The following is a 20941-nucleotide window of genomic DNA, read 5'->3' as shown; positions in this document are numbered from 1 at the left end:
CTCACACATCCTTTCATTAATTTATTTCTCTAATTCTTTCAAATGACCGCTCATATAAAAATTAAACCCTTCAAACCGGTACTTACAGTAAAGAAGAATAAGTTGTTCCGGAAGGACAAACATCATGGTGAAAAAAAGGATAGGCCCTAAAATAATTACAAGCAGTGGTTCAAAGCCTTGGGTTAATAAATCCACATTTATATTCCGAATCAAAAATTGAACGATGAATAATACCCCAATACTCCCGGCAATAATCACTGGTAAATATGATTTAAGCAGATATTCCATATTTTCTCTTTGTTCTGCTTTTCCGACAATTTTCGCCTTCTCTATCCGGCTGGCATCTTTATGCGTTAAATATTGTATTTCCGGATATTTTTCAATCGCAGCTTTTCCCGCTTTGGACCAGCCAGCTGCTTTTGGTTTTTTTGTATAATATTTTAAGATGGCGGTGTTTGTTTCTGCTTTTAAAATATGTGTTTCATTCCACTTTTTCCCGCCTTTCGGAAGCCCTCGATTTAATTCCCTTGCTGCTTCCGCATCCGGCTCAATTCCTAATATTTCAAATCCCTTTTTCGTTGCGACAATCCGATAATACTTTTTGCCATTTGGGCCTTTTTCCAATTCGGCGCGCAAATCATTATTTTTTCCCGCTTTATACAATACATAGCTAGTTTTCCCGCCCTTTACAAGGGTTCTTATTTTTTTGGAAGTGTCAACAGTGCCTTTTAATGCGGTGATGGAAGAGTGTAAAGAACGTTCTTCTTCCATTGCAAATCCTCCCACATCCGCTTCGCGGGGGGTACGCTCTACAGGCCTGATGTAAGCTGCCACCGACTTGTTCGTACCTTCAAAATAAGACTTCATTTTACGCTTGAAGTTCCATTTTCATTTGTTTTAAAACCGCTTCGAATTCTTCCGAAAACATTTCCCAATAAGTGAGAAAGGGGATATGCACATCCTCGTAGTAGTTTCGAATCGCCTCTCCCCCTTTTCCCTTTAAGGAGCCTTCCAAAGAAATGAACTGTTGGATGCTTTGGCGAATGTTTTTCATTTGGGCGTTTTTTCTTTGCAATTCGCTGATGATTTTGTCGATTGCCTCATGCAATCCCTGAACATCTAATACTTTCATTGCTTTCCAGAATGCCCCTGATGTTTTTTCGGATCCACCTTGTCCCTGAACATCTAATACTTTCATTGCTTTCACTCCACCTTTGGTCCGTTTTTGTAGAGTGCTTTCAAACACCCGCTTCGTTCTTAATGCGATGGGCGGGAAATGCCAGTAGCTACTTCTTCGTCTGTACGGCGCATCATTTGTACAGATTGCCGTGTATCGATTTCGTTTTGTATCAATAGTTCCTTATATGCCAAGAAAGTTTGTTGCAATGCTTGCATGAGTTCATTCAGTCTTGTAACAACGTCTAGTGCATTTTCCCCACCAAGGGAAGATGGGAAAACCGGCTCCAGAGATTGCGTCGCTCTTTCCATATTGGTAATCGAGCTTTCGACTTCCTCATATACGATTTTTATTTCACCGCTCATTTTGCTTACATCCTTTTCTTCATTAATTTTGCTGCTTGAGCATCTCGGCTTGCTTTGCTTCAAGATAAGCAATGGAACTTCGCAATTCGCTGATTTCGTTTTACAGTTGGATAATCTTGTTTCGTAATGCTTGGAGTGTATCGTCAAATTGAACATGTTCTATAACGCGGTATTGCCACAGGATGCCTGAATCCCGGAGGGAATCCAATTGTTCCGCCCTATTTCCATGCCACGTCTTTGCCGTTAATTCCGGTTTTGTACATAAATGCTCTTGTTGAAAAAATTCGGACTGGCATTGGCGAAGCTGGCTTTCGCATGTCTGCAATCTCATTAACTGCCTTTCTTTTTCTCTTAAAAGAGCGTATAAGGAAGAAAGGCTCATTGGAAGGCACTCCTTTCCTTTCTCCGTTTTAAAAAGAATGGGTGGTTTAAAAGAGGGGGATAATGCTATGTGGCATATCGTGAAGATAACTGTGTAAACGAATCCCTTTTTTAGATGTATTTTCCCTATTATTTTAGCAAAAAAAATCTAACTTAAGCGAATAAAGATATAATTTTTGGAAAAATGGTAATAATGTGCTAATACATTTTTACTAAAAACATCCAGAGACGGTGCTTTCTTCAGTTAAAGGGGATATATCCAACAAAATCTGCCCGAGAAAACCAGGACATCCTTCCAAATCGCGCCATGTTTCCTGCGCGGCGGAACTATGTTGTCACGAAACAGATGTGCCAAGGAGATTTCGCGGCATATCCTCGTTTCGCTCTGGTATTCCGCGTTCTCCTTGACACAGCGAAGGGGTTAAACATTTGTTTCAATAGCAGCCGGGCCGTTTGTTTGGGGCATGAAGCATTCCGCGAATCGCCTCAAACTATCGTGCTATGGACATGATAGCAGACAACCTATGAAAGTGTTATTGATTCGGTTGAAAATGACGAATTTTAATTCTGTCATCGCTTCCATTGTCTCAGATGACGATTCCGACATCCGGACTTCCTGTAAACGCATCATACCGATTCGCACACCGGTAACAAGTTAAGCCCCGGCCGTCTTTCCGCTTCCTGTTACCACGTTTCATGCCCCTTTTATCTTACATGTTCTTAAGCAACCGGATTTTGAACAGTGAAAAAGCCGGCCATCAAAAGGTGTCCGTTCATATATATCCCTTTGAGCCAAGCCTGTTTTATCATATCGCCTCCTTTTCTTTGTATTCAGCTTCTTGAGAATGATGCGTAAAAATCCGGTCATTTTCTCCGAGTAGAAAGTCTTTCCCATATAACAGGATGCATAAAAGGATGCCTGCTGCAAAAGCAAGTGTCGCACCTTTCACTACCAGTATTGCCCCTACCACTCCGGCAATTCCGAGATCACGCTGGCTTCGTGCCTGCATGACGCCGATTCGGACACTTACATAACCTTGCACTAATAGCGTCAGCGACAATGCAACCCCCAGAATTGGTTGTACTAAACTTACGATAGGAAGCAAAAATAATCCAGTGTTTGTGCCCCAACGGAAAGAACCGGCTCCACCGAAGAACGAATGCATTGCTTTTTTTCCTTTTTTAAATCGTTCAATTACGACAACTTGCATCGCTGCCCACATTGGTCCGCACATCGTAATATCGGGACCAATCATGCTCATAAGAACGTTGCGGCCACCGAAAATTAAATGGGCGCGGTTCGGATTATAATCGACTTTCTCATCTGTGCGCACTATGTCCGATTCAGAAAGCAAAGCTTTCGTTTTCAGCACATCTCCAAAAACAACTAAATATGTAGCAAGAACAGCAGGTATTGCTTTTACAAAAAATGAGAATGCCGGAAAGCCAAGCCCAAACACTGTATATTCCGACCAAAGAGTAGCAAAATCAGGCTTACTTACCCCCCATTGAATATCCGGCCATTTCGCTTCCCCAACAAGCGGGGCTACAATAACGGCCAGCAGAATAGCCGGCAATATTCCTAAATTCCCTAACAATGCCCAAATTTTATTTTTTTGTTTTAACGTTTCGAAATGTTTAGAGAAAATCAGGTAAAATGCAAACCCAACACAAATTGTGATCGTATAAGGGAATGACTCAAACTTTCCCCCCTCTTCAAAGATGGATACGACAGCTCCAATTCCTGCCCCCAGAATAATGCCTGATTTTATCGCATCCGGCACTAAACGCACCACTTTACTAGCAAGTCCCGTTACTCCCAAAATGATGGATAAAATTCCGAGAGTTAGCTGAAATGCGATAAGTGCATATACTCGGTCCGGACCTTCAGGAAATTGCTTAACAAACAAAACAATCAAAGGAATCGCAGGAGTAACCCATCCTGGAATAACCGGGTCACCGAGCAGATGATGAAGTAAATATAAAAGGCCATTCAATATGACAACAGCCAATGCCACTTCAAATGGCATCCCTAAATGGTCTGTTAAAAGAGTAATAGCCCCAAGGTCTACCGCACACATGAGCAACCCTTGGACATAATCAGGCCATTCAAACCGATAATGAATAAAAGGCAATCGTATTTTAAAGGGACCGGCAGGGATATACGGTGTTTCAGCACCGTGCGGACGATTTTTCCATTTCATGATTTTTCCCTCCTGCTGACTAGATTGCATAGTATTTTTATTTTCAATGGGTGTTTCATAAAAGCCAAATTTGCCTCGCAGCCGCCTGAGCCATCTCATCCAGTGCCGTCCCGGAATATGAAATTCACACAAAGATTGTGGATTTTTCCCATAGCGACATATACGGCTCATCGTTTTCACCGTTGTATAGGCTGCCTAGTCATCTCTTCCCTCTAATGCTTCTTCGATATCCCCGGAATCTTTCTAAACAAATTATTGGTTCTGTTTCATGACGCAATGGAGCAACAAAGAGCTGCTTACTCCTTAAGCAGAAGCGTCTATAAGCGAGAGCGTGCGTTGCTCCAATCCTGCATGCCAAAAGCAAGCCCTGCTAAAGACTCGTTGTCATCATTATCTCGCGTGATGCAATATTTTGGCATCCAAAGAGCCTTTTCTTTATTTCTTTACATTCTGACTCCCCCTATCCGTCAACCGTCCTTTTATTCTTTCATGTTCCCCCCCTTCCTTTTTTGTCCGTTTTCTGTTATGTGCAAATATTATGCCAATATGAAGAACTTGCTTACAATGCAAAATTTTAAGAATATTAACAAATAAAACGGTGAAAAAAATCACCATAAAAAAGAAAACGCTTAAATGATGCTGAATAAATGAATAGTGATTTTTTTCACCATATGTTGAAATTTTTCACCACCCAAAAATGGAAAACTGGTTAAAGATTTTTTCCTATATAACGTTATCTTCCGTTGTCATAGAGAAAAATATATTGACAATCATTTTTTCAAGAATTATGATTGATGTAAAAATTGAATACGATCACCGCTTATCAAGAGCGACCGAGGGAACAGGCCCTATGACGTCCGGCAACCTCCTTGTAAAATAAAGGAACGGTGCCAAATCCTGCAGAATGATGGCTTTCATTCTGAAAGATAAGTCGTGTGTACATAGATACCCGATGCCTCTTTCTGAATGAAAGAGGCGTTTTTTCTTAGCAGAAAGACGCAAATCTTCTAGTGGTATAAAGTAAATGTTTGCCATCTTCTTTTCATTTCGAAACGATGCAGATCAATAAAACAGGGGAAAGTTCGATGATTGAGGTAAAAAATTTTGTCTATCTTGTCTTTCAAAAGGAGGAATAAAAAGATGGACATGATCGAAGTTCGCGGTGCTCCTAATTATTATGTATGTGAAAGCGGAGTGTTGACTCATCTTGAAGCTTTACTGCAAAAACATGGTTTTAAAAATGTTTTTGTCATTTGCGGAGAACGGTCATGGAAAGCCGCTGAACCATACTTCCCTAAAAACGGCAAATTAACCTATTCCTTTTTCCGGTATAATGGAGAGTGTTCTCTGGCTGAAATTGAACGGTTATCGTCACTTTCTGTTCATTTTGATGTTATCATTGGAATTGGCGGCGGAAAAGTGCTGGATTTGGCGAAAGCCGTTGCCAATCAAACACATCTGGATGTCGTATTAATCCCAACGCTTGCTTCTACTTGCGCAGCTTGGACACCTCTTAGCGTGATTTATGATGAAAACGGAACATTTATTCGCTATGATATTTTTCCAAAATCAACGTTAATGGTGTTAGTGGATACAAGAATATTGTTACATTCACCAGTTGTTTATCTCCGAGCCGGAATTGCGGATACACTTGCCAAATGGTATGAAGCTGATTGTATCATCCGTCAATTAAGCAATCCTCCCCTTTCTGTAAAAATCGCCCATCAAACGGCTTATCTGTGCAAAACGGAGTTGCTCGAACATAGTCGAGCAGCCATAAACGACTTAGTAGAAAAACGCGATACTTTATCATTTCGCAAAGTAATTGAAACGATTATTATGGCAGGCGGCATGGTTGGAGGGTTTGGTGATCAATATGGCCGAATAGCAGCGGCCCATTCCGTTCATAACGGATTAACGAAGGTGCCCGAAACGCATCATTTACTTCATGGAGAAAAAGTCGCATATGGAATTCTCGTACAGCTCGCCCTTGAAGAAAATTGGGATGAAATTCATTATCTGCTTCCATTTTACCGGGATTTAAAGCTTCCTTATACTTTAAAACAACTCGGTCTTGATGCAACAGAAAAAGAAAAACTAACTTATATTGCCGAAGAGATCGTCCAGCCACACGAATCTATTCATCTTATGAATATTCCGGTTGATAGCGAGAAGATCGTCCAAGCATTTTACCAACTGGAGAAGTTAGAAGTTTAAACCGCTCTTTGGTTTTCATAATGGCATCATATAAAAATTTGTTAAATAAAAGATAAAGGGGTATTCTTGCTAACTGCCATGTCACGTTCTTTTTCAGGTGATTTTTAACAGTATGCATTGGCATTCTTTAGATCCTTTAGTTTAAACTGTCAACATAAAAGAGGTTGACCCAAAAGTGTCTCACCACACACCAAACTTATAATAATACAGCGTGCCTATTCATATGGCTACGGGATTGGTGCTTTGCTTTAGTTAAGGTCAACCTCTTGGCAGTAACCCCTCTTCATTTAACTTCATTTGAAGAGGGCGAATTTTTTTCGATGGAACTGATATTCCTCTGTATAAAACTCCTCGGGCCTATCTGGAGTATACCGTTGCCAAAATTCCCGGTTTTTGCGGTGCATCTCTGCCAGCGGCCCCGCATCTGTATCCTTTAAAAATCGCAAATAGATTTTATGTCCTACCAAATTCATCTTTCCTCATCCCTTATTAACATATAAACACCACAGGAAGCCTATGATCGATGGAGTATTGTGATGCTTTCTTAAAAAAATGCGCTTGAATTGCCATGCAATTGAAGTCTTATCTTCGGATCGTTCAAACAACCGTCCACGCGCTTTCCAGCTTAACTTGTGTATGAGGCATGTTCTTCCATTCGCTTGGATGAAATTCCATTGATGCACATAACACAGCAAGTTGATGTGCTGAACGGAACGTTGCCAATATATGTTTGCCATGTTTTATCGTGTCTGAAAAGAGTCGTTTTTCTCTTAGCCTGTTCGGGCTGATAACGTACAGCATTTTGCTTTTTTGCAGCACTTCGGCCATACTAATATACGGAATCTCGGCACGTTGTTTTATTTCAATAATATCCACAGAGATGTTGTGATACGTCCCGGTTTGCTTGCTTCGCTCCAAAATTTCGTCATGTTTATCACTCATAAAAGATTGATAAAAATCAAGATTTTCCCAAAACGCCAATATCCACGCTTCTTGCGGCTTTGCAGCATTCCAGCCGCCTATCTGTCCGAGAAAACCAGGGTATCCTTGCAAATCGCGCCATGTTTCTTGCGCGGCGGAAAACGCGGCTTTCTTCTCTTCATCCACTTCACATCGAATCCATTTTAACAACATTGCTTCCCTTTCTTTGCATTAATTAATCTTTCATTTTCTCGTAAACCTCGTCATATTTTTTCGCCAGTTCAAAATCGAGTTTTGTGAGGCCTTTTGCCCGCCAAGACGAAATTTTTACGGTGACTAACTTGTAATCAATGGAAATGAACGGATGATGGTTTGCTTCTTCCGAAATTGCCGCGATTCGCCGCACAAATTCAATTCCTTGCAAATAGTCTTGAAAGCGGTACTTTTTTGCAATCCATCGCTCCTCCACCAGCTTCCAGCCTTCCATCCCGCGTAAAAAGGCTTGCAATTCTTCCTCTGTTAACCTCATTACGATTTCCTCCTTGATTTTTTATTATATTAAAAACGAACGGACAGCATCACCTGTCAGTATGAAAATATAACTATATATCGCCAAAGCCTTTTACAAATCAGCAATATTATTTCGAGAATTCTGTCAATAACAACAAAAGGAACAAAAATATAAGGCCTCTGCTTTCTTCTAGCAAAAAGATTGCTTCTTCTGATTTAGCAAGATCCTTTTAACATGTTCGAGGTTATCTGAAAGATTCCTGCATTTTGGAAATAAAAAATCATTATATTTCAAATCAAACAGCCTGCACATACAAAACTTTATATGTGCAGGCATACATTAACACTGATCCTATGTATGCAGTTATTATACATGTTGAAACCGATAAAAAATAGTAGAGTTGATAATGGATGAATTTGCCTTCGTACGCCCTATCTCTTTGCCAATGATATGTTGAAAAATAGCCTCATCCACTGGTTCATATAGCAATTGATAGATTCCGTCTACCGATCTTATGGCGACAACCGCATTTGGATTGGTCTCATATATTCTTTTAACCACCTCTTGTTTATTTGGCACAAGACTGGCAATCCATACTAAATCACAGCCCTCGTAATGATAAGATGCCCCGTCTGCTAATACGTACGTTAGCGAATGTTGCAGACCATATCGATCTATTAACTTTTTACCTATATTATATGCCGCCGGATTGATATCCAGGCATACAACCGGTTTTCCTGTTTGCCGCTGAAGCAATATGGTGCTAAGAGGCAAAGGCCCTGATCCGACAAACGCAATAGCAGATAATTGTTGCCGTTCGGCGAGCGCAAAAAACTTCTTTAACTCTATGTCAACGAGTTTTTTATAGTTGTCCCAGTAAATAAATTTTCGCAAATTATTTATATGTGGTGTATCTTGTATAAATTTCTCAGCATAATAAAATTCCATGAGCGTTTCGGCTGTTTCTAATTTTCGAAGCATATCGCTCCGTATCTTTCCTATTTCGCGATCGGATAATATTTCTTCTTCCAGTTCATGTTCAAAAAATTGCCCCAAGTTGTTGACAAGCGAATAAAGCGTTTCGTTGATGATCGGATTATTCGGGGATAAATCATGCTCAGCCATCAGGATTTTATAGGCGTGTTTGTATTGCTCAATGATTTGTTCTTTAAGTTGGAACGACTCAGCTAATGGCATCCACAGCACCTCATTTTTGGAATAATGTTCTGTTTAACATTGGAACATACATGGCTAAAAACAAAGACCGGCCCAAACTGAAAACAATAAAAGCAAGCCACAAGCCGTGGTTATGAAACACAGGTATAAAAATAAGGAGGAACACAATATATAACGCCAGAGAAATCAACATGGAATTGCGAATCGGCGCTGTCACCGTCGCTCCTGTAAAAACACCGTAAAGGATTAAACCGAAACTTGCCGCAAGCGGAAAGATCGTGATCCAAATACTATAGGAGCTTGCCAGTTCAATCACCTCCTGATTTTTCGTAAACACAGAAATGATTGAATTTTTAAACAGTATATAAATCAGCATCATAAATAAAGGGGAAATAACCGCCCATTGCGAGGACAGAGATAAAGTGCGCTTATACAACGTTTCGTCGTTTGCGCCGACGGCTTTTCCGACAAGAATACTGCTCGCATTGGCAAATCCGTCTAAAAAGTATGCCATAATGTAATGGATTTGAATCAGAACAGCATTGGCGGCCAGTATCTCGGTGCCAAAAGACGCACCTCTTGCCGTAAACACATTCAACACCGCTAATAAGCAAATCGTCCGAATAAACAAATCCCGGTTGACTGCCATCATTTTCTTCAATTCTCCTAGATTCCACAGCTTGCTGTGGAAAATGGCGGAAAAACGAATCTTCGAAAGCTTTAAGACAATATACATGCCAAGCAAAAATGCCGCCGCTTCTGAAATGAATGTAGCGGTTGCCACCCCTTTGACATCCTGATGCAGAATGTTCACAAACAATAAATCCAAGGCAATATTGGATAAATTCATGAATACTTGTAAAAATAAAGATATTTTGACACGGGAGATTCCGATAAGCCAGCCAAGAATGACGTAATTTGCCAGCACAAAAGGAGCTCCCCAAATGCGGATCGAAAAATATTCATCAGCGAATGCCGTTACTTTCTCATCCGGATCAATAAGCGTTAAAGCGGCATGCTTAATCGGCCATTGAAAAAGGATAAATGTGAGGCCAATGGCTAACGCAATAAGAAACGGCCTTACTAAATAGAAAAAGCACTGTTTGGAATCTTGGGCACCATGGGCTTGGGCGGCAAAACCAGACGTACTGACCCGCAAAAAGCCAAACAACCAATACATTGTGTTAAAAATCATCGTTCCTACAGCCACACCGCCAATATATGCCGGATCGGAAAGCTGCCCCACTACGGCCGTATCGACAGCACCTAATAACGGAGTCGTAATCGTTGAAATAATAAGCGGGATCGCCAGAGAAAGATATGCTCGATGCGTCATCATTGTCCTCCTCCATCACCAAGTAAGTGATAGTTGTTTTGTGTAAGGATGGCGATGTGGAGAGAACAAATCGTCCTTTTGAAAGTGATCGACAAACTCCCCATTTTTCATCACCAAAATGCGTTCGCTTAAAAAACAGACTGCAGAAAGATCATGGGAAATAAACAAATAGGATAATTCTAATTGTTCCTGCAGTTCCTTTAAAAGAGTTAATATTTTCCCTTGTGTATATACATCTAAGCTGGCCGTCGGCTCATCAAAAATGATGACAGACGGCTGGATGCTAATCGCCCGGGCAATAGCTACTCGCTGTTTCTGGCCTCCGCTTAATTCGTGGGGATAACAATAAAGGTAGCGGCTCGCTATCCCAACCATTTCAAGCAATCGGTTCGCGCATAATTCCCGGTTATCTCTTACATCTTGCAGATAAACAGGATTCACATGAGGGTATGCATCCAGCGCCTCCATGAGAGAATCAATAATTTTTCGTTTTGGGTTTAAAGCCGCGGCCGGGTTTTGAAACACTGCTTGCATATGGCGGCGAATTTTGCGGATTTCTTTTTTTGGCATCAGATGCAATGGTTGATCCTGTAAAAAAATTTCTCCTTCGTCCAGCTTTTCAAGCATGAGCAAACAGCGCGCCAATGTGCTTTTGCCGCTGCCGCTTTCGCCGGCAAGCCCAACGCATTCGCCTTTTTTTATCGATATCGACACCCCGTTTAGTGCCCGATGGCCTGAAGAATAAGTTTTTTTTATGTTTCTCGCCGTTAATATATCTGTCATCATGCCTGATTCCTTTCTATTTCAAAATCAAGTCCGTCTCTTTGGCTGAGGAAGAACGATGGATCAACGGAACCGCATTCCATAACTGTTTCGTATAAGGGTGGCAAGGATGGTATATAATGTTTTCCTTCGTTCCTATTTCCACGATTTCTCCTTGTTTCATCACCGCAATGGCATCAGAGTATTTTCTAGCCTGCCTTAAATCATGGGTAATAAATAAAATAGCGCAGTTTATGTTTGCCTGAATGTTTGCGATCACTTCCAACACATGGGCTGCGGTAATGCTGTCCAGAGCGGTCGTCGGCTCATCGGCAATGAGCAATTTTGGATTCAACATGACTGCCATTGCAATGGATGCGCGTTGCAGCTGTCCGCCGCTTAACTGAAAAGGGTAACTATCATATACACGTTTTGCGGGAAGTTGCACGTCTTCCAATGCTTGAAGGGCAATTTCCCTTCTTTCCTTTTTGTTGAAAGAGCAATGGGCTTGGATCATTTCATCCATTTGTTTTCCTATTTTCATAAAAGGAGTCAATGAGTTTTGATAGTCTTGGAAAACATAAGAAATTTCTTTTCCGCGTATTTTCCGATATTCTTTATTAGATAAACAAGTTAAATCTTTATTTCCAAAAAGAATACGGCCAGCGGTGATCCGCATTTCTTTTGGAAGCAATCCCCCGATAGCAGAAGCGGTTATGCTTTTGCCGCTGCCGCTTTCGCCAATTAACGTTAACCATTCCCCTTGCCGGACAGTAAAATTGATATTTCGCACAATCGGCTTATCGCGAAAGGAAATATCTAAGTGGCGAATCGTCAATAACGACATGTCATCTCCCCTTTACGCTTTTACATCCAAGCGATCACGCAAGGCATCGCCAACTAAATTCGAAACGAGTACTGTTGACATAATCGCGATCCCTGGAATCACCATTAAATGGGGGGAGCTGTGAAAATACGGTGTACTTTCATTCAGCATCGCCCCCCATTCAGGGGTCGGCGGCTGTGCTCCTAAGCCAATATAAGACAGGGAAGCAATCAGCAAAATAATTTTTCCAAGATCCAACGTCGCTAAAACGAGCGCATTCCCCATTACATGAGGGAGCAAATGCTTGCGAATGATTTGAAATGTGCTCAGGCCATTGACCACTGCCATTAAAATGTAATCTTTTTCTTTCTCGGATAACACCGTGCTGCGAACGAGCCGCGCATAGCTCCCCCACTTGGCAACAACAATCGCTACAATTAAATTCCACATGCCAGGACCTAAAATCCCGTTAAGAATAATAGCGATAATAAAATCAGGAAACGCCAAAAAGGCGTCGATGATTCTCATCAAATAGCGATCAAAACGTCCGCCAATAAAGCCTGACGCCATTCCTAATGGAACCCCGATCAGCAACACAATGATCAATACGAGAAGCCCTGTCCCTACCGTTACTTGCCCTCCTGCTAATATGCGGGAAAGCAAATCCCGCCCAAGATGATCTGTCCCAAAAAGATGTTCCGCACTTGGTTTAAGCAGACGTCCATTCAGATCGATTTCAAACAGATCATAAGGAGCAAACAGAGGAGCGGTCACGATCGCAAGTAAATAGGCAAACAAAAGCAGAAAGGGAACCGTCCGTGACCGCATTACATTATTTTGCTTGATTATTTTCAACGTTTCTCTACTCCTTTTAAACGTATCTCCGGGTTTAAACAACGGTAGCAAATATCAACGAATATATTGATGATGATAATAAGGATCGTAATAAATAAAACATATCCTTGAATAACTGGATAATCTCTGCGAATCATCGCATCCACTACCATTTTTCCAATTCCCGGGTAGGAAAACAGCACTTCAACGACAACTGTGCCGCTGATTAAACTTCCGAGGCTCATTCCAAAAATGGTAACAACGGGAATTAAGGCACGGCGAAAAACGTGGGATAAAAAGATGCGCCTTTCCTTAATTCCTCTTGCCCTTGCCGCTTTCACATAATCCTCATTCCAACTTTCTAATAAACTGGAACGCAACAATCGGACATAAACCGCAGACATCGCGATTCCTAACGTAAGGGATGGCAATATGATATGCTTCACCGTTCCCTTTCCCATGCTCGGCAATATCCCTAGTTTAATGGAAAACCATTCAATGAGAAGAAGCCCAAGCCAAAAGCTGGGGATGGATGAACCAACAAGTGCAAACAAACGGCTTAGATGATCCACCCATGTATTTTTATAGAGCGCAGATAAAATCCCTAAAGGAACAGAAATCAGAATCATTACGATTAAAGAAGTGCATGTGAGCATCAATGTCGCGGGAAACCGCGATAACAATTCAGACAAAACCGGCTGCTTTGTTATATAGGAATTGCCTAAATCAAACTGAAAAAACCGTTTCAACCAATGCCAATATTGAATGTATACAGGCTCATGAAACTTCAGTTCCTCTCTTAGCGCTTCGATTTGCTCTTTCGTGACGGACACTTCATCTACTTGAAGCATCCGTTTGACAGGATCGCCAGGCGCCAGTTTAATCAATATAAAGCTGATGAAAGAAAGCAGAAACAAAAATAATATGAATTCAACGAGTCTTTTCGTTATTGGAATCATTTCACTTTTCCACATCCAACTCTTTCGTTAATATGTAATACTCGCTTTTACTAGTCACCCAATTTTTCACCCCGTCACGATAAGCAACAATAATATTCGGATGTACGATAAAAGAACGAAGCATTTCCTTATCAATGATTTTTAATGCTGCTTTTGCCAGCTTGTTCCGTTCATTTGCTTCTACCGTTTTGTTTAATTGATGAATGATGGCGGTTAGCTTTGGATGGTTGATATTTGCGTAGTTTAGCGCTCCATCCGGCATGAATGCCGCATTCAAAAAGTATGCCGCATCACCGCGGGGAGCCGTCAAGCTGCTGTATGTTGCAAAATCCCAATCATCATTTGCCGCTAAATACTCATCAATATTTTCCGCTTGTTGAATCTCCATCTCTATTCCAAGCTCCTTCGCTTTTGCTTGGAGAATTTGCGCGATTAAAGGAAGTTCCGGACGTGATGAGTATGTGAGCACTTTGAACCGAACCGGTTTCCCGTCTTTCGCAAGCTTCCCGTTTTGTATTTGAAAGCCTGCTTGTGTAAAATATTGTTCCGCCGCTTCGATTCCGCTTTTCTTCTCTTCATAAGATGGCGCGAATGGAAAGTCTGCCAAAAAAGGGCCTTTTGCTGCAACGGCATGCCCATTTAAAATATGTTCAACAATCTCTTTCCGGTCCATTAATGCATCCACTGCTTTACGCACATTCTCTTCTTTCATATATGGACTATCCATATTAAAAATTAACTGATGTGTGCGCAATCCCGGGACAGATTCTATTTTCGCTTTTTCTGCTTTTAACTGCTCCAGATTTTCAACCGGCGGCCGAAAAACAATATCCGCATCTCCTGAGCGGAGCGCCATTTGCCGTGCATTGGCATCTTCGTTAAAGGCAAACGTCGCTTTATCAAGCTTTGCTTTGCCATCCCAATACTTTTCAAACCGTTCAACATTCAGCGCCACCCCTGGCTCGAAAGAAGCCACCTTAAACGGTCCTGTGCCGACCGGCTTTTTATCAAAGTCTTTTTCGGCAACATCAATGATCGCTGTATTAGGGTGCACCAGCTCTGAAGGAAACTGCGGAAACACTTCTTCTGTTTGAATGGTTAACCGTTGTCCGTCCGCTTCCATCTTGCGGATTTTTAATGCCGCTTTTACGGCTGGATTATCTTTGCTCGCCCTTTCCAAAGACTCCTTCACTGCGCGGGCATCCACTTTTTTTCCGTTATGAAATGTGACACCTTCCCTAATTTGGAACATCCAATTTTGGCCGTCTTTACTTTCCCACTTCTCTGCCAGCCAAGGTTCCAATTCCAGCTCTTCACTAATCTTAACAAGCGTCTCCCCCACTCCCGCACGAACGGCCGTATAATTGCTGTCTAAGTGCGGGTCAATGGTGCTTGTCGGAAAATTAAAAAGCACTGTTAATTCCTTTCCGCTCTTCTCTCCTTCTTCAGAGGATGACTGTGAACATCCGACAAGCAGCAAAATAACCAGAAGTATCCATATCCTTTTGCCATATTGAAGCATTTTTTCACCACCTATTTCGTAATGATTACGATTTTCGTTTTTATATTACATAATTCTTCCTCGCTTGTAAATATAATTGAATAAATTTTTTCTATGAAAATCAATAAGATGTGAACGCAGTAGCATATGTAAAAAATTGGATAACAACGTCCGCGGAATATTGATTGGCGTAATCTCTTAATAACTATGAATTATCTTAAATTTTAAGTTGATTTTTTGAACAAAGTATAATAAAATTACTAGCAAATATTAATCATATTAAACATATAGGAATTAATTAATTTCAAAATGTTTATTCACTGCCTTAAATGGCTGTTTGCTTCCTAAAAACAACGAAAGGTAGGTTAGGCGATGAGCGATCCAGCAATCATTCAAGTGGAGAATGTAAGTAAAAGTTTTCCGAATAAAGGAAGACTTGAACCAGTTCTCCAACAAATCTCCTTTCGTATAGAAAAAGGGGAAATTCTTTCGATCCTTGGCCAGAGCGGCTGCGGAAAAAGCACACTGTTAAACATCATCGGCGGTTTTGAAAAACCGGACCAAGGTCATGTCATTTTGGATGGAAACGTTGTGGAAAGACCAAGCCGGCGATGTGTAATGCTATTCCAGCATTATGGCCTCCTGCCTTGGCGTTCCGTCCTTAAAAATGTCGAGTTAGGTCTCGAAGGGCTGGACTTAACCCCCAAACAACGAAGAAAGCAGGCTTTCGATTATCTTAAACTAGTTGGTTTACATGACTATGCTGAACGCTTTCCCCATGAATTGTCGGGCGGAATGCAGCAGCGAGTCGCGATTGCCCGAGCGCTTGCGATTCAGCCAGAGGTAATCCTGATGGACGAGCCGTTTGCCGCCTTGGATACTTTTAACCGTTATTATTTACAAGATGAACTATTGCGCCTTCAAGGCAAAGAAAAGACAACGATCATTCTTGTGACCCATGATATCGACGAAGCGGTATATTTATCAGACCGGATATTGATCATGAGTGCTAATCCCGGCCGAATCCATAGAGAATTAAAAATTGATACCCCAAGGCCTAGAGATCGAAGTCACGGAGACTTCCAATATTACCGAAAGATTATTCTGGAAGAATTTCATTTTCATCGCCCTGCCCCTTCGATGGATTATAATATTTAATCCATCTCACCAAGGATGTATACACAAAAAAATTATCCGAATCTTTCGATAGTGCGATCATGCAGCGTAATAATAAAAAAGGAGGCATATTCCATGACGAAAATATTAAGAACATTGATAATTTCTTTATTCATCACGGTGGTAGTTTTTAGCCTGACCGCTTGTAATTCCGACAATGCCCAGTCCAACGTAAACGGAAAGCGGACCATTAAAATAGGATATTTGCCGATTACCCACGCTGTTCCCCTATATATAGAAAAAGAACTAGAAAAAAGCCAGTCCCGATCTTTTCATCTTGAACTTATCAAATTTGGCTCTTGGCCTGAACTGATGGATGCGCTGAATACGGGACGGATTGACGGGGCAAGCGTGCTTGTGGAATTGGCAATGAAGGCAAAAGAACAGGGGGTGGATTTAAAAGCGGTGGCGTTAGGACATAGAGATGGAAATGTCGTTGTGACTTCTCATGATATCCACAGCGTAAAAGATTTAAAAGGGAAAAACTTTGCAATTCCTCACAAATTTTCTACACACAACCTGTTGCTCTATCAAATGCTGAAACAAGAAGGGTTTACATATAAAGATGTGAATATCGTTGAACTGCCTCCTGCTGAAATGCCAGCAGCCCTTTCCGAAGGCAGGGTATCCGGCTACGCAGTGGCAGAACCTTTTGGCGCTCTATCTGTGGCAATGAATAAAGGTAAAGTGTTATTTCAATCGGAAGAACTTTGGAAACATTCTGTGTGCTGCGCACTCGTTTTAAGAAATGACTTTATCCGCAACGAAAAGAAACTCGCTCAAGAGTTTGTGAGTGAATATGTCAAAGCCGGGAAAAAAGCAGAATTAAAAGACGACTACACCTATGAAGCCGCCTCCAAATACATGAATGTTAATAAAGATGTGCTCCATTTATCGTTAAAATGGATTTCATTTAACGATTTAAAAATAGATAAAAACGCATACGAAGAACTAAGACAGTACATGATTGAAACGGGGTTGTCCAAGAATCCTCCGGCTTACCGGGAATTTGTCGATAATTCATTAATAGATAAAGTGAAGTGATCGTATGAACACGGCAAAGAAATTAACCAATGTCATAATAGGATTTTCGATATTAATTGCCCTATGGCAAACCGTGATTATGATTGGAAATTATGAAGAGGCTCTCTTTCCTTCTCCTTTGAAAGTAGGAAAAGGAATTGGGCTGCTGATTGCCAACGGCACTTTATTGGTGCATCTAAAAGTGAGCTTCATCCGGTTTTTGATTGGCTATCTCTCAGCAGTAATTACTGCCGTTATATTAGGGCTCATGTTAGGGCGCCTTGCAAAATTATGGAATATTATTGATCCAATTGTTCAAATCCTAAGGCCTATCTCCCCGATTGCGTGGTCACCCTTTATTGTTTTATGGTTTGGCATCGGGGACATTCCTGCGATTGTGATTATATTCATCGCAGCATTTTTCCCTGTATTGCTTTCTACTGTTTCCGCGGTAAAAAAAGTGGACCGCACATATTTAAAAGTGGCGGAAAATTTTGAGATCAAACAGCCGCATTTAATGACGAAAATTATTTTTCCTGCTGCTTTTCCGTTTATCGCCAATGGACTTCACATTGCAATCGGCACCGCTTGGATTTTTCTCGTTGCCGGAGAAATGGTCGGCGCCCAGTCCGGATTAGGGTATTTAATCGTCGACGCGAGAAATTCATTGCGTTTGGATCTTGTTTTAGCCGGAATCATCTTTATCGGCATCTTGGGGCTTATCCTTGATAAAGCCATCCAATTATTCGAAAGATGGATAGAAAAACAATGGGGAATGCAGCCGGATGAATAAACTATAAAAAAGACAGAAAGACAGGATGCTTCCTGTCTCTTTTTTATGAGCATTATCACAGCTTTTCGGGAATCGCTTCAGAATGGACCTCGACAACGGCCAAGTCCTCCACATTTGTTTTACATCGTGGGCAATAATAAGAAACTTCTACTTCATGCTGGCAAGATTCATGTACCAATTTTTTATAACATTTTTTTAAATGTTTTCTGCCCCAAATGATTAAGGCATTGAACACTATTTCCAAATCTTTTCCGCTTTTTGTCAACATGTATTTGTATCTTGGCGGATGTTCGGAATATAAAGTAGAAGTGATCAAGCCAGTTTCCTCCAAATACTTCAAACGATCCGACAAAAGATTGGAAGATATCCCTTTTAATGCTTTTCTTATTTCATTAAATGTCGTATGCCCCAATAAAATTTCATGAATAATCAACAATGTCCAGCGATCCCCGATGATGTTCAAGGATTGGGCGATATTGCAAGGCAAATCATATCTCTCTTTCATAAAAAAACCTCCTGTTCTTGTTTCGGTTCAATTATAACTTACCTTTTCTCAGAATAGAAATTTCCTTTACCACTATTCATATAAATTTTTCGATTTTTAGTTTTATTGTAAGCGGCCTGCTTCCGCCAGCCAAAATGCCAAAAGCCGAATCTTTGCGGCATCGTGCATGTTCATGGCCGAAAATATGCGATGCGGTATGGCGGTGTGCTCTCCAATTTATGCGGTAAAATTTATTTTTAAGTTGATTTCTTGAACTAACTATAATAAAATTACCATAAAATCATATTAATTTCATAAGAATTTAAGGCTATAATGATAAAGGAGGCAATAAACATGGCGCTTTACTTAGTGGAATCGATTTTAACCGGGGCGGTAAAAGACAAAGAAGTGTTTGAAAAGAAAGTTTCCGAGATTCGGGAAGAGCTAAGCAAAAACGGCGCAAATCTTATTGAAGTCCAAGTTTCCAAAGATTTTTCAAGAGCATTTTTCATTTTTGAAAGCGAAGGACGAAATATTATTAATGATCGCTTAAGACGGTTAGGCATTCCTGTTACTCTTATTAAACCAGTCCGTTTAGTAGGGAAGGATATCGAAGAAGTCAAAAAAGAAGCAGACACCGTAAACTACGTAGTGGAATGGAACCTTCCTGAAAATCTCACCATGGAAGAATATTTGGACAGAAAGAAAAAGAATTCCGTGCACTATGCAGAAGTACCGGAAGTCACCTTCTCAAGAACGTATGTATGCGAAGATATGACAAAATGCCTTTGCTTCTATCATGCTCCGGATGAACAAGCCGTCAAAAAAGCCCGTGAAGCAGTGAAAGCACCGATTGATACGGTCACAGAAATTTTGCCAAATAAATAACATTGCATCACCTCAGCGGGATTTTCAATTCCCGCTGGGGTTTGACTATCATGAAATTGCTAGATAACCGCTAAAATTTTTCTTGCTGTGGGAAGAAAACAAAAATATTTAGAGCCATTGGACCGGTATCCCTCACGGTCAAGCCGTAATTATGATGTAAAATCCCATTTTCCATCCCGGTGAACTTGGATCTTCAAAAAACTGCTTTTTACACAATTTCCGGTCCCTAATCTTCTTTGCTTTAAATAGCCGGATAGGAGGTGGCGATAAATGGCCATTATGGAATCAGAAGCAAAAAGTGTTTTAGCTGATTTACTTAACAACCAGTTAAAACCTTTAGTAAGAAAAATTGATACAAAAGCCTATTATCCCCGTGAATTTTTTGAAAATATCGGAAAATACGGTTTCCTTTTGTCAGCAGGGCTTTCGAAAAAAGAGGTTCTCGCCCGTGAAATACAATTAGTCGAGAAAACGGCAAAAATATGCATGACAACCGCCTTTACCCTTTGGTGCCACTTAGCAGCGCTCACATACTTGCGCACATGCGAAAACTCCTACCTCAAGCAGGAAGTTTTACCGCTGCTTGAAAGCGGAAAAACGCTTGGAGGAACCGGATTGTCCAATCCAATGAAATATTATGATGGACTTGAATCTCTCCATTTGCAAGCAGAACGGACCCAAGAAGGATATATCATTAACGGCTATTTGCCGTCTGTCTCAAACTTAGGGCCAAATCATTGGTTCGGCATTATCGCCTCCGTTAATGAAAAACAACGGATCATGGCGTTTGTCCCGTGCCATGCTCAAGGGTTGGCGTTAAAAGAAAAGCTGGATTATTTAGGACTGAATGGAAGCGCAACATATGCATGCACATTCAATGATGTGTTTATCCCAGATCAATGGATCATTTCTGAACACGCGGATGACTTTGTACAAAAAATACGCCCAGTTTTTCTTATTTATCAAATCCCGCTGGGATTGGGAGTCACAGCTGCTTCTATCCAGTCAATGAAAAAAATACAAAATAAACAAAACGGGTGCAATCGCTATTTAAGCATTCAGCCGGAGGAACTGGAAAACGAACTAACATCCATCCGCGAAGAAATATATCGTCTTGTTCAATCGCCTGATTTGACGCAACATTGCGAAGATTTATTAAGAATCCGTTTAAACATTACTTATCTCACGCTAAAAGCGGTCCATGGCTCCATGCTGCATCATGGAGGGGCCGGTTACTTGCAACAAAGCGATCCATCCCGCAGATTAAGAGAAGCATATTTCTTTGCCAACCTGACACCTACGGTAAAACATTTAGAAAAATTACTAAATAAATAGACGATCCATAGGAAATATCGCAAAACGGTAGCAGAAAAATCCTCTTGTTTACATGAAGCCTTTGATTAACGA

General features: G+C 40.9%; 23 protein-coding genes and 1 riboswitch. Of the genes, 7 read left to right on the top strand and 16 right to left on the bottom strand.

Translation table 11 applies throughout. The features are described from left to right. Positions 1-21: 21 nt before the first annotated feature. The 4 genes from AOT13_RS21050 to AOT13_RS10785 form a co-directional block, all read right to left on the bottom strand. Positions 22-771, bottom strand: coding sequence for a hypothetical protein (locus AOT13_RS21050; protein WP_003251163.1), 750 nt, complete (start codon positions 769-771; stop codon positions 22-24). Between the two features lie 97 nt (positions 772-868). After that, the gene (locus AOT13_RS10795) at positions 869-1198 is read right to left on the bottom strand and encodes a T7SS effector LXG polymorphic toxin (protein ID WP_050946920.1); all 330 of its coding nucleotides are present in this window, start codon (positions 1196-1198) and stop codon (positions 869-871) included. A 59-nt stretch (positions 1199-1257) separates the two neighbouring features. Next, on the bottom strand, positions 1258-1542 hold the full coding sequence (locus AOT13_RS10790; protein ID WP_042386338.1) for a YwqI/YxiC family protein: 285 nt from the start codon (positions 1540-1542) through the stop codon (positions 1258-1260). Positions 1543-1642: 100 nt separating this feature from the next. Next, a complete protein-coding gene (locus AOT13_RS10785) occupies positions 1643-1924 on the bottom strand; it encodes a hypothetical protein (protein WP_045844694.1) in 282 nt (93 codons plus the stop codon). Positions 1925-2447: 523 nt separating this feature from the next. On the opposite strand from AOT13_RS10785, the gene AOT13_RS21220 reads away from it, so the two are divergent. Then, positions 2448-2582 carry a hypothetical protein gene (locus AOT13_RS21220; protein WP_255210122.1) on the top strand — a complete coding sequence of 45 codons (135 nt, stop codon included), beginning with the start codon at positions 2448-2450 and terminating at the stop codon, positions 2580-2582. Between the two features lie 147 nt (positions 2583-2729). Here the strand turns inward: AOT13_RS21220 and AOT13_RS10780 are convergent, their stop codons facing one another. Beyond that, positions 2730-4127 carry a membrane protein gene (locus AOT13_RS10780; protein ID WP_042386083.1) on the bottom strand — a complete coding sequence of 466 codons (1398 nt, stop codon included), beginning with the start codon at positions 4125-4127 and terminating at the stop codon, positions 2730-2732. Positions 4128-4944: 817 nt separating this feature from the next. Then, positions 4945-5060, top strand: a riboswitch (SAM riboswitch). 207 nt (positions 5061-5267) lie between these two features. Between AOT13_RS10780 and AOT13_RS10775 the strand changes: the two genes are divergently transcribed. Then, positions 5268-6344 carry an iron-containing alcohol dehydrogenase family protein gene (locus tag AOT13_RS10775; protein WP_042386085.1) on the top strand — a complete coding sequence of 359 codons (1077 nt, stop codon included), beginning with the start codon at positions 5268-5270 and terminating at the stop codon, positions 6342-6344. 293 nt (positions 6345-6637) lie between these two features. Here AOT13_RS10775 and AOT13_RS10770 read toward each other — a convergent pair whose 3' ends face one another. From AOT13_RS10770 to nikA, 10 genes are all read right to left on the bottom strand, one after another. After that, on the bottom strand, positions 6638-6817 hold the full coding sequence (locus AOT13_RS10770) for a hypothetical protein (RefSeq protein WP_013401058.1): 180 nt from the start codon (positions 6815-6817) through the stop codon (positions 6638-6640). 124 nt (positions 6818-6941) lie between these two features. Then, entirely contained in the window at positions 6942-7478 is a 537-nt protein-coding gene (locus AOT13_RS10765; protein WP_013401059.1) for a YdbC family protein, read from the bottom strand. A 22-nt stretch (positions 7479-7500) separates the two neighbouring features. Next, entirely contained in the window at positions 7501-7794 is a 294-nt protein-coding gene (locus AOT13_RS10760) for a 4a-hydroxytetrahydrobiopterin dehydratase (RefSeq protein ID WP_013401060.1), read from the bottom strand. Between the two features lie 348 nt (positions 7795-8142). Beyond that, complete coding sequence (locus AOT13_RS10755) at positions 8143-8973, bottom strand: nicotianamine synthase family protein (protein WP_003251178.1); 831 nt, start codon at positions 8971-8973, stop codon at positions 8143-8145. A gap of 10 nt (positions 8974-8983) precedes the next feature. Continuing rightward, positions 8984-10288 (bottom strand): MATE family efflux transporter, encoded by a 1305-nt coding sequence (locus AOT13_RS10750; protein ID WP_003251180.1) that lies wholly within the window; start codon positions 10286-10288, stop codon positions 8984-8986. A gap of 15 nt (positions 10289-10303) precedes the next feature. After that, positions 10304-11071 carry an ABC transporter ATP-binding protein gene (locus AOT13_RS10745; RefSeq protein ID WP_035502130.1) on the bottom strand — a complete coding sequence of 256 codons (768 nt, stop codon included), beginning with the start codon at positions 11069-11071 and terminating at the stop codon, positions 10304-10306. 16 nt (positions 11072-11087) lie between these two features. Continuing rightward, on the bottom strand, positions 11088-11897 hold the full coding sequence (locus AOT13_RS10740) for an ABC transporter ATP-binding protein (RefSeq protein ID WP_003251183.1): 810 nt from the start codon (positions 11895-11897) through the stop codon (positions 11088-11090). A 12-nt stretch (positions 11898-11909) separates the two neighbouring features. Continuing rightward, positions 11910-12731: a nickel transporter permease gene (gene nikC, locus AOT13_RS10735; protein WP_003251185.1), complete on the bottom strand. Its 822-nt coding sequence runs from the start codon at positions 12729-12731 to the stop codon at positions 11910-11912. Next, a complete protein-coding gene (gene nikB, locus AOT13_RS10730) occupies positions 12728-13669 on the bottom strand; it encodes a nickel ABC transporter permease (protein ID WP_003251187.1) in 942 nt (313 codons plus the stop codon). Before nikB ends, nikC begins: the two co-directional genes overlap by 4 nt. Before the next feature lies 1 nt (position 13670). Continuing rightward, complete coding sequence (gene nikA / locus AOT13_RS10725; protein ID WP_003251189.1) at positions 13671-15191, bottom strand: nickel ABC transporter substrate-binding protein; 1521 nt, start codon at positions 15189-15191, stop codon at positions 13671-13673. A 351-nt stretch (positions 15192-15542) separates the two neighbouring features. Here nikA and AOT13_RS10720 point away from each other — a divergent pair, with 351 nt between their 5' ends. From AOT13_RS10720 to AOT13_RS10710, 3 genes are all read left to right on the top strand, one after another. Then, entirely contained in the window at positions 15543-16328 is a 786-nt protein-coding gene (locus tag AOT13_RS10720) for an ABC transporter ATP-binding protein (RefSeq protein WP_003251190.1), read from the top strand. A 93-nt stretch (positions 16329-16421) separates the two neighbouring features. Then, positions 16422-17390: an ABC transporter substrate-binding protein gene (locus AOT13_RS10715; RefSeq protein ID WP_003251192.1), complete on the top strand. Its 969-nt coding sequence runs from the start codon at positions 16422-16424 to the stop codon at positions 17388-17390. A gap of 4 nt (positions 17391-17394) precedes the next feature. Continuing rightward, positions 17395-18162, top strand: a complete 768-nt coding sequence (locus AOT13_RS10710; protein WP_003251194.1) for an ABC transporter permease — start codon at positions 17395-17397, stop codon at positions 18160-18162. A 55-nt stretch (positions 18163-18217) separates the two neighbouring features. Here the strand turns inward: AOT13_RS10710 and AOT13_RS10705 are convergent, their stop codons facing one another. Beyond that, a complete protein-coding gene (locus AOT13_RS10705) occupies positions 18218-18667 on the bottom strand; it encodes a winged helix-turn-helix transcriptional regulator (RefSeq protein WP_003251196.1) in 450 nt (149 codons plus the stop codon). 333 nt (positions 18668-19000) lie between these two features. Here AOT13_RS10705 and AOT13_RS10700 point away from each other — a divergent pair, with 333 nt between their 5' ends. After that, positions 19001-19534, top strand: coding sequence for a DUF4242 domain-containing protein (locus AOT13_RS10700; RefSeq protein WP_003251198.1), 534 nt, complete (start codon positions 19001-19003; stop codon positions 19532-19534). A 270-nt stretch (positions 19535-19804) separates the two neighbouring features. After that, positions 19805-20869 (top strand): acyl-CoA/acyl-ACP dehydrogenase, encoded by a 1065-nt coding sequence (locus AOT13_RS10695; RefSeq protein WP_003251200.1) that lies wholly within the window; start codon positions 19805-19807, stop codon positions 20867-20869. Positions 20870-20941: the final 72 nt, after the last annotated feature.

Origin of the sequence: Parageobacillus thermoglucosidasius (genome assembly GCF_001295365.1) — a bacterium.
Taxonomy (GTDB): domain Bacteria; phylum Bacillota; class Bacilli; order Bacillales; family Anoxybacillaceae; genus Parageobacillus; species Parageobacillus thermoglucosidasius.
Note: the sequence above shows the minus strand (reverse complement) of the source record. Positions and strands in the feature narration are given on the sequence as shown.

Bases quoted from the DNA above. Each gene is read 5' to 3' on its own strand.
- AOT13_RS21050 (WP_003251163.1), bottom strand. From the start codon at position 771: ATGGAAGAAGAACGTTCTTTACACTCTTCCATCACCGCATTAAAAGGC.
- AOT13_RS10795 (WP_050946920.1), bottom strand. From the start codon at position 1,198: ATGAAAGTATTAGATGTTCAGGGACAAGGTGGATCCGAAAAAACATCA.
- AOT13_RS10790 (WP_042386338.1), bottom strand. From the start codon at position 1,542: ATGAGCGGTGAAATAAAAATCGTATATGAGGAAGTCGAAAGCTCGATT.
- AOT13_RS10785 (WP_045844694.1), bottom strand. From the start codon at position 1,924: ATGAGCCTTTCTTCCTTATACGCTCTTTTAAGAGAAAAAGAAAGGCAG.
- AOT13_RS21220 (WP_255210122.1), top strand. From the start codon at position 2,448: ATGAAAGTGTTATTGATTCGGTTGAAAATGACGAATTTTAATTCTGTC.
- AOT13_RS10780 (WP_042386083.1), bottom strand. From the start codon at position 4,127: ATGAAATGGAAAAATCGTCCGCACGGTGCTGAAACACCGTATATCCCT.
- AOT13_RS10775 (WP_042386085.1), top strand. From the start codon at position 5,268: ATGGACATGATCGAAGTTCGCGGTGCTCCTAATTATTATGTATGTGAA.
- AOT13_RS10770 (WP_013401058.1), bottom strand. From the start codon at position 6,817: ATGAATTTGGTAGGACATAAAATCTATTTGCGATTTTTAAAGGATACA.
- AOT13_RS10765 (WP_013401059.1), bottom strand. From the start codon at position 7,478: ATGTTGTTAAAATGGATTCGATGTGAAGTGGATGAAGAGAAGAAAGCC.
- AOT13_RS10760 (WP_013401060.1), bottom strand. From the start codon at position 7,794: ATGAGGTTAACAGAGGAAGAATTGCAAGCCTTTTTACGCGGGATGGAA.
- AOT13_RS10755 (WP_003251178.1), bottom strand. From the start codon at position 8,973: ATGCCATTAGCTGAGTCGTTCCAACTTAAAGAACAAATCATTGAGCAA.
- AOT13_RS10750 (WP_003251180.1), bottom strand. From the start codon at position 10,288: ATGACGCATCGAGCATATCTTTCTCTGGCGATCCCGCTTATTATTTCA.
- AOT13_RS10745 (WP_035502130.1), bottom strand. From the start codon at position 11,071: ATGACAGATATATTAACGGCGAGAAACATAAAAAAAACTTATTCTTCA.
- AOT13_RS10740 (WP_003251183.1), bottom strand. From the start codon at position 11,897: ATGTCGTTATTGACGATTCGCCACTTAGATATTTCCTTTCGCGATAAG.
- nikB (WP_003251187.1), bottom strand. From the start codon at position 13,669: ATGATTCCAATAACGAAAAGACTCGTTGAATTCATATTATTTTTGTTT.
- nikA (WP_003251189.1), bottom strand. From the start codon at position 15,191: ATGCTTCAATATGGCAAAAGGATATGGATACTTCTGGTTATTTTGCTG.
- AOT13_RS10720 (WP_003251190.1), top strand. From the start codon at position 15,543: ATGAGCGATCCAGCAATCATTCAAGTGGAGAATGTAAGTAAAAGTTTT.
- AOT13_RS10715 (WP_003251192.1), top strand. From the start codon at position 16,422: ATGACGAAAATATTAAGAACATTGATAATTTCTTTATTCATCACGGTG.
- AOT13_RS10710 (WP_003251194.1), top strand. From the start codon at position 17,395: ATGAACACGGCAAAGAAATTAACCAATGTCATAATAGGATTTTCGATA.
- AOT13_RS10705 (WP_003251196.1), bottom strand. From the start codon at position 18,667: ATGAAAGAGAGATATGATTTGCCTTGCAATATCGCCCAATCCTTGAAC.
- AOT13_RS10700 (WP_003251198.1), top strand. From the start codon at position 19,001: ATGGCGCTTTACTTAGTGGAATCGATTTTAACCGGGGCGGTAAAAGAC.
- AOT13_RS10695 (WP_003251200.1), top strand. From the start codon at position 19,805: ATGGCCATTATGGAATCAGAAGCAAAAAGTGTTTTAGCTGATTTACTT.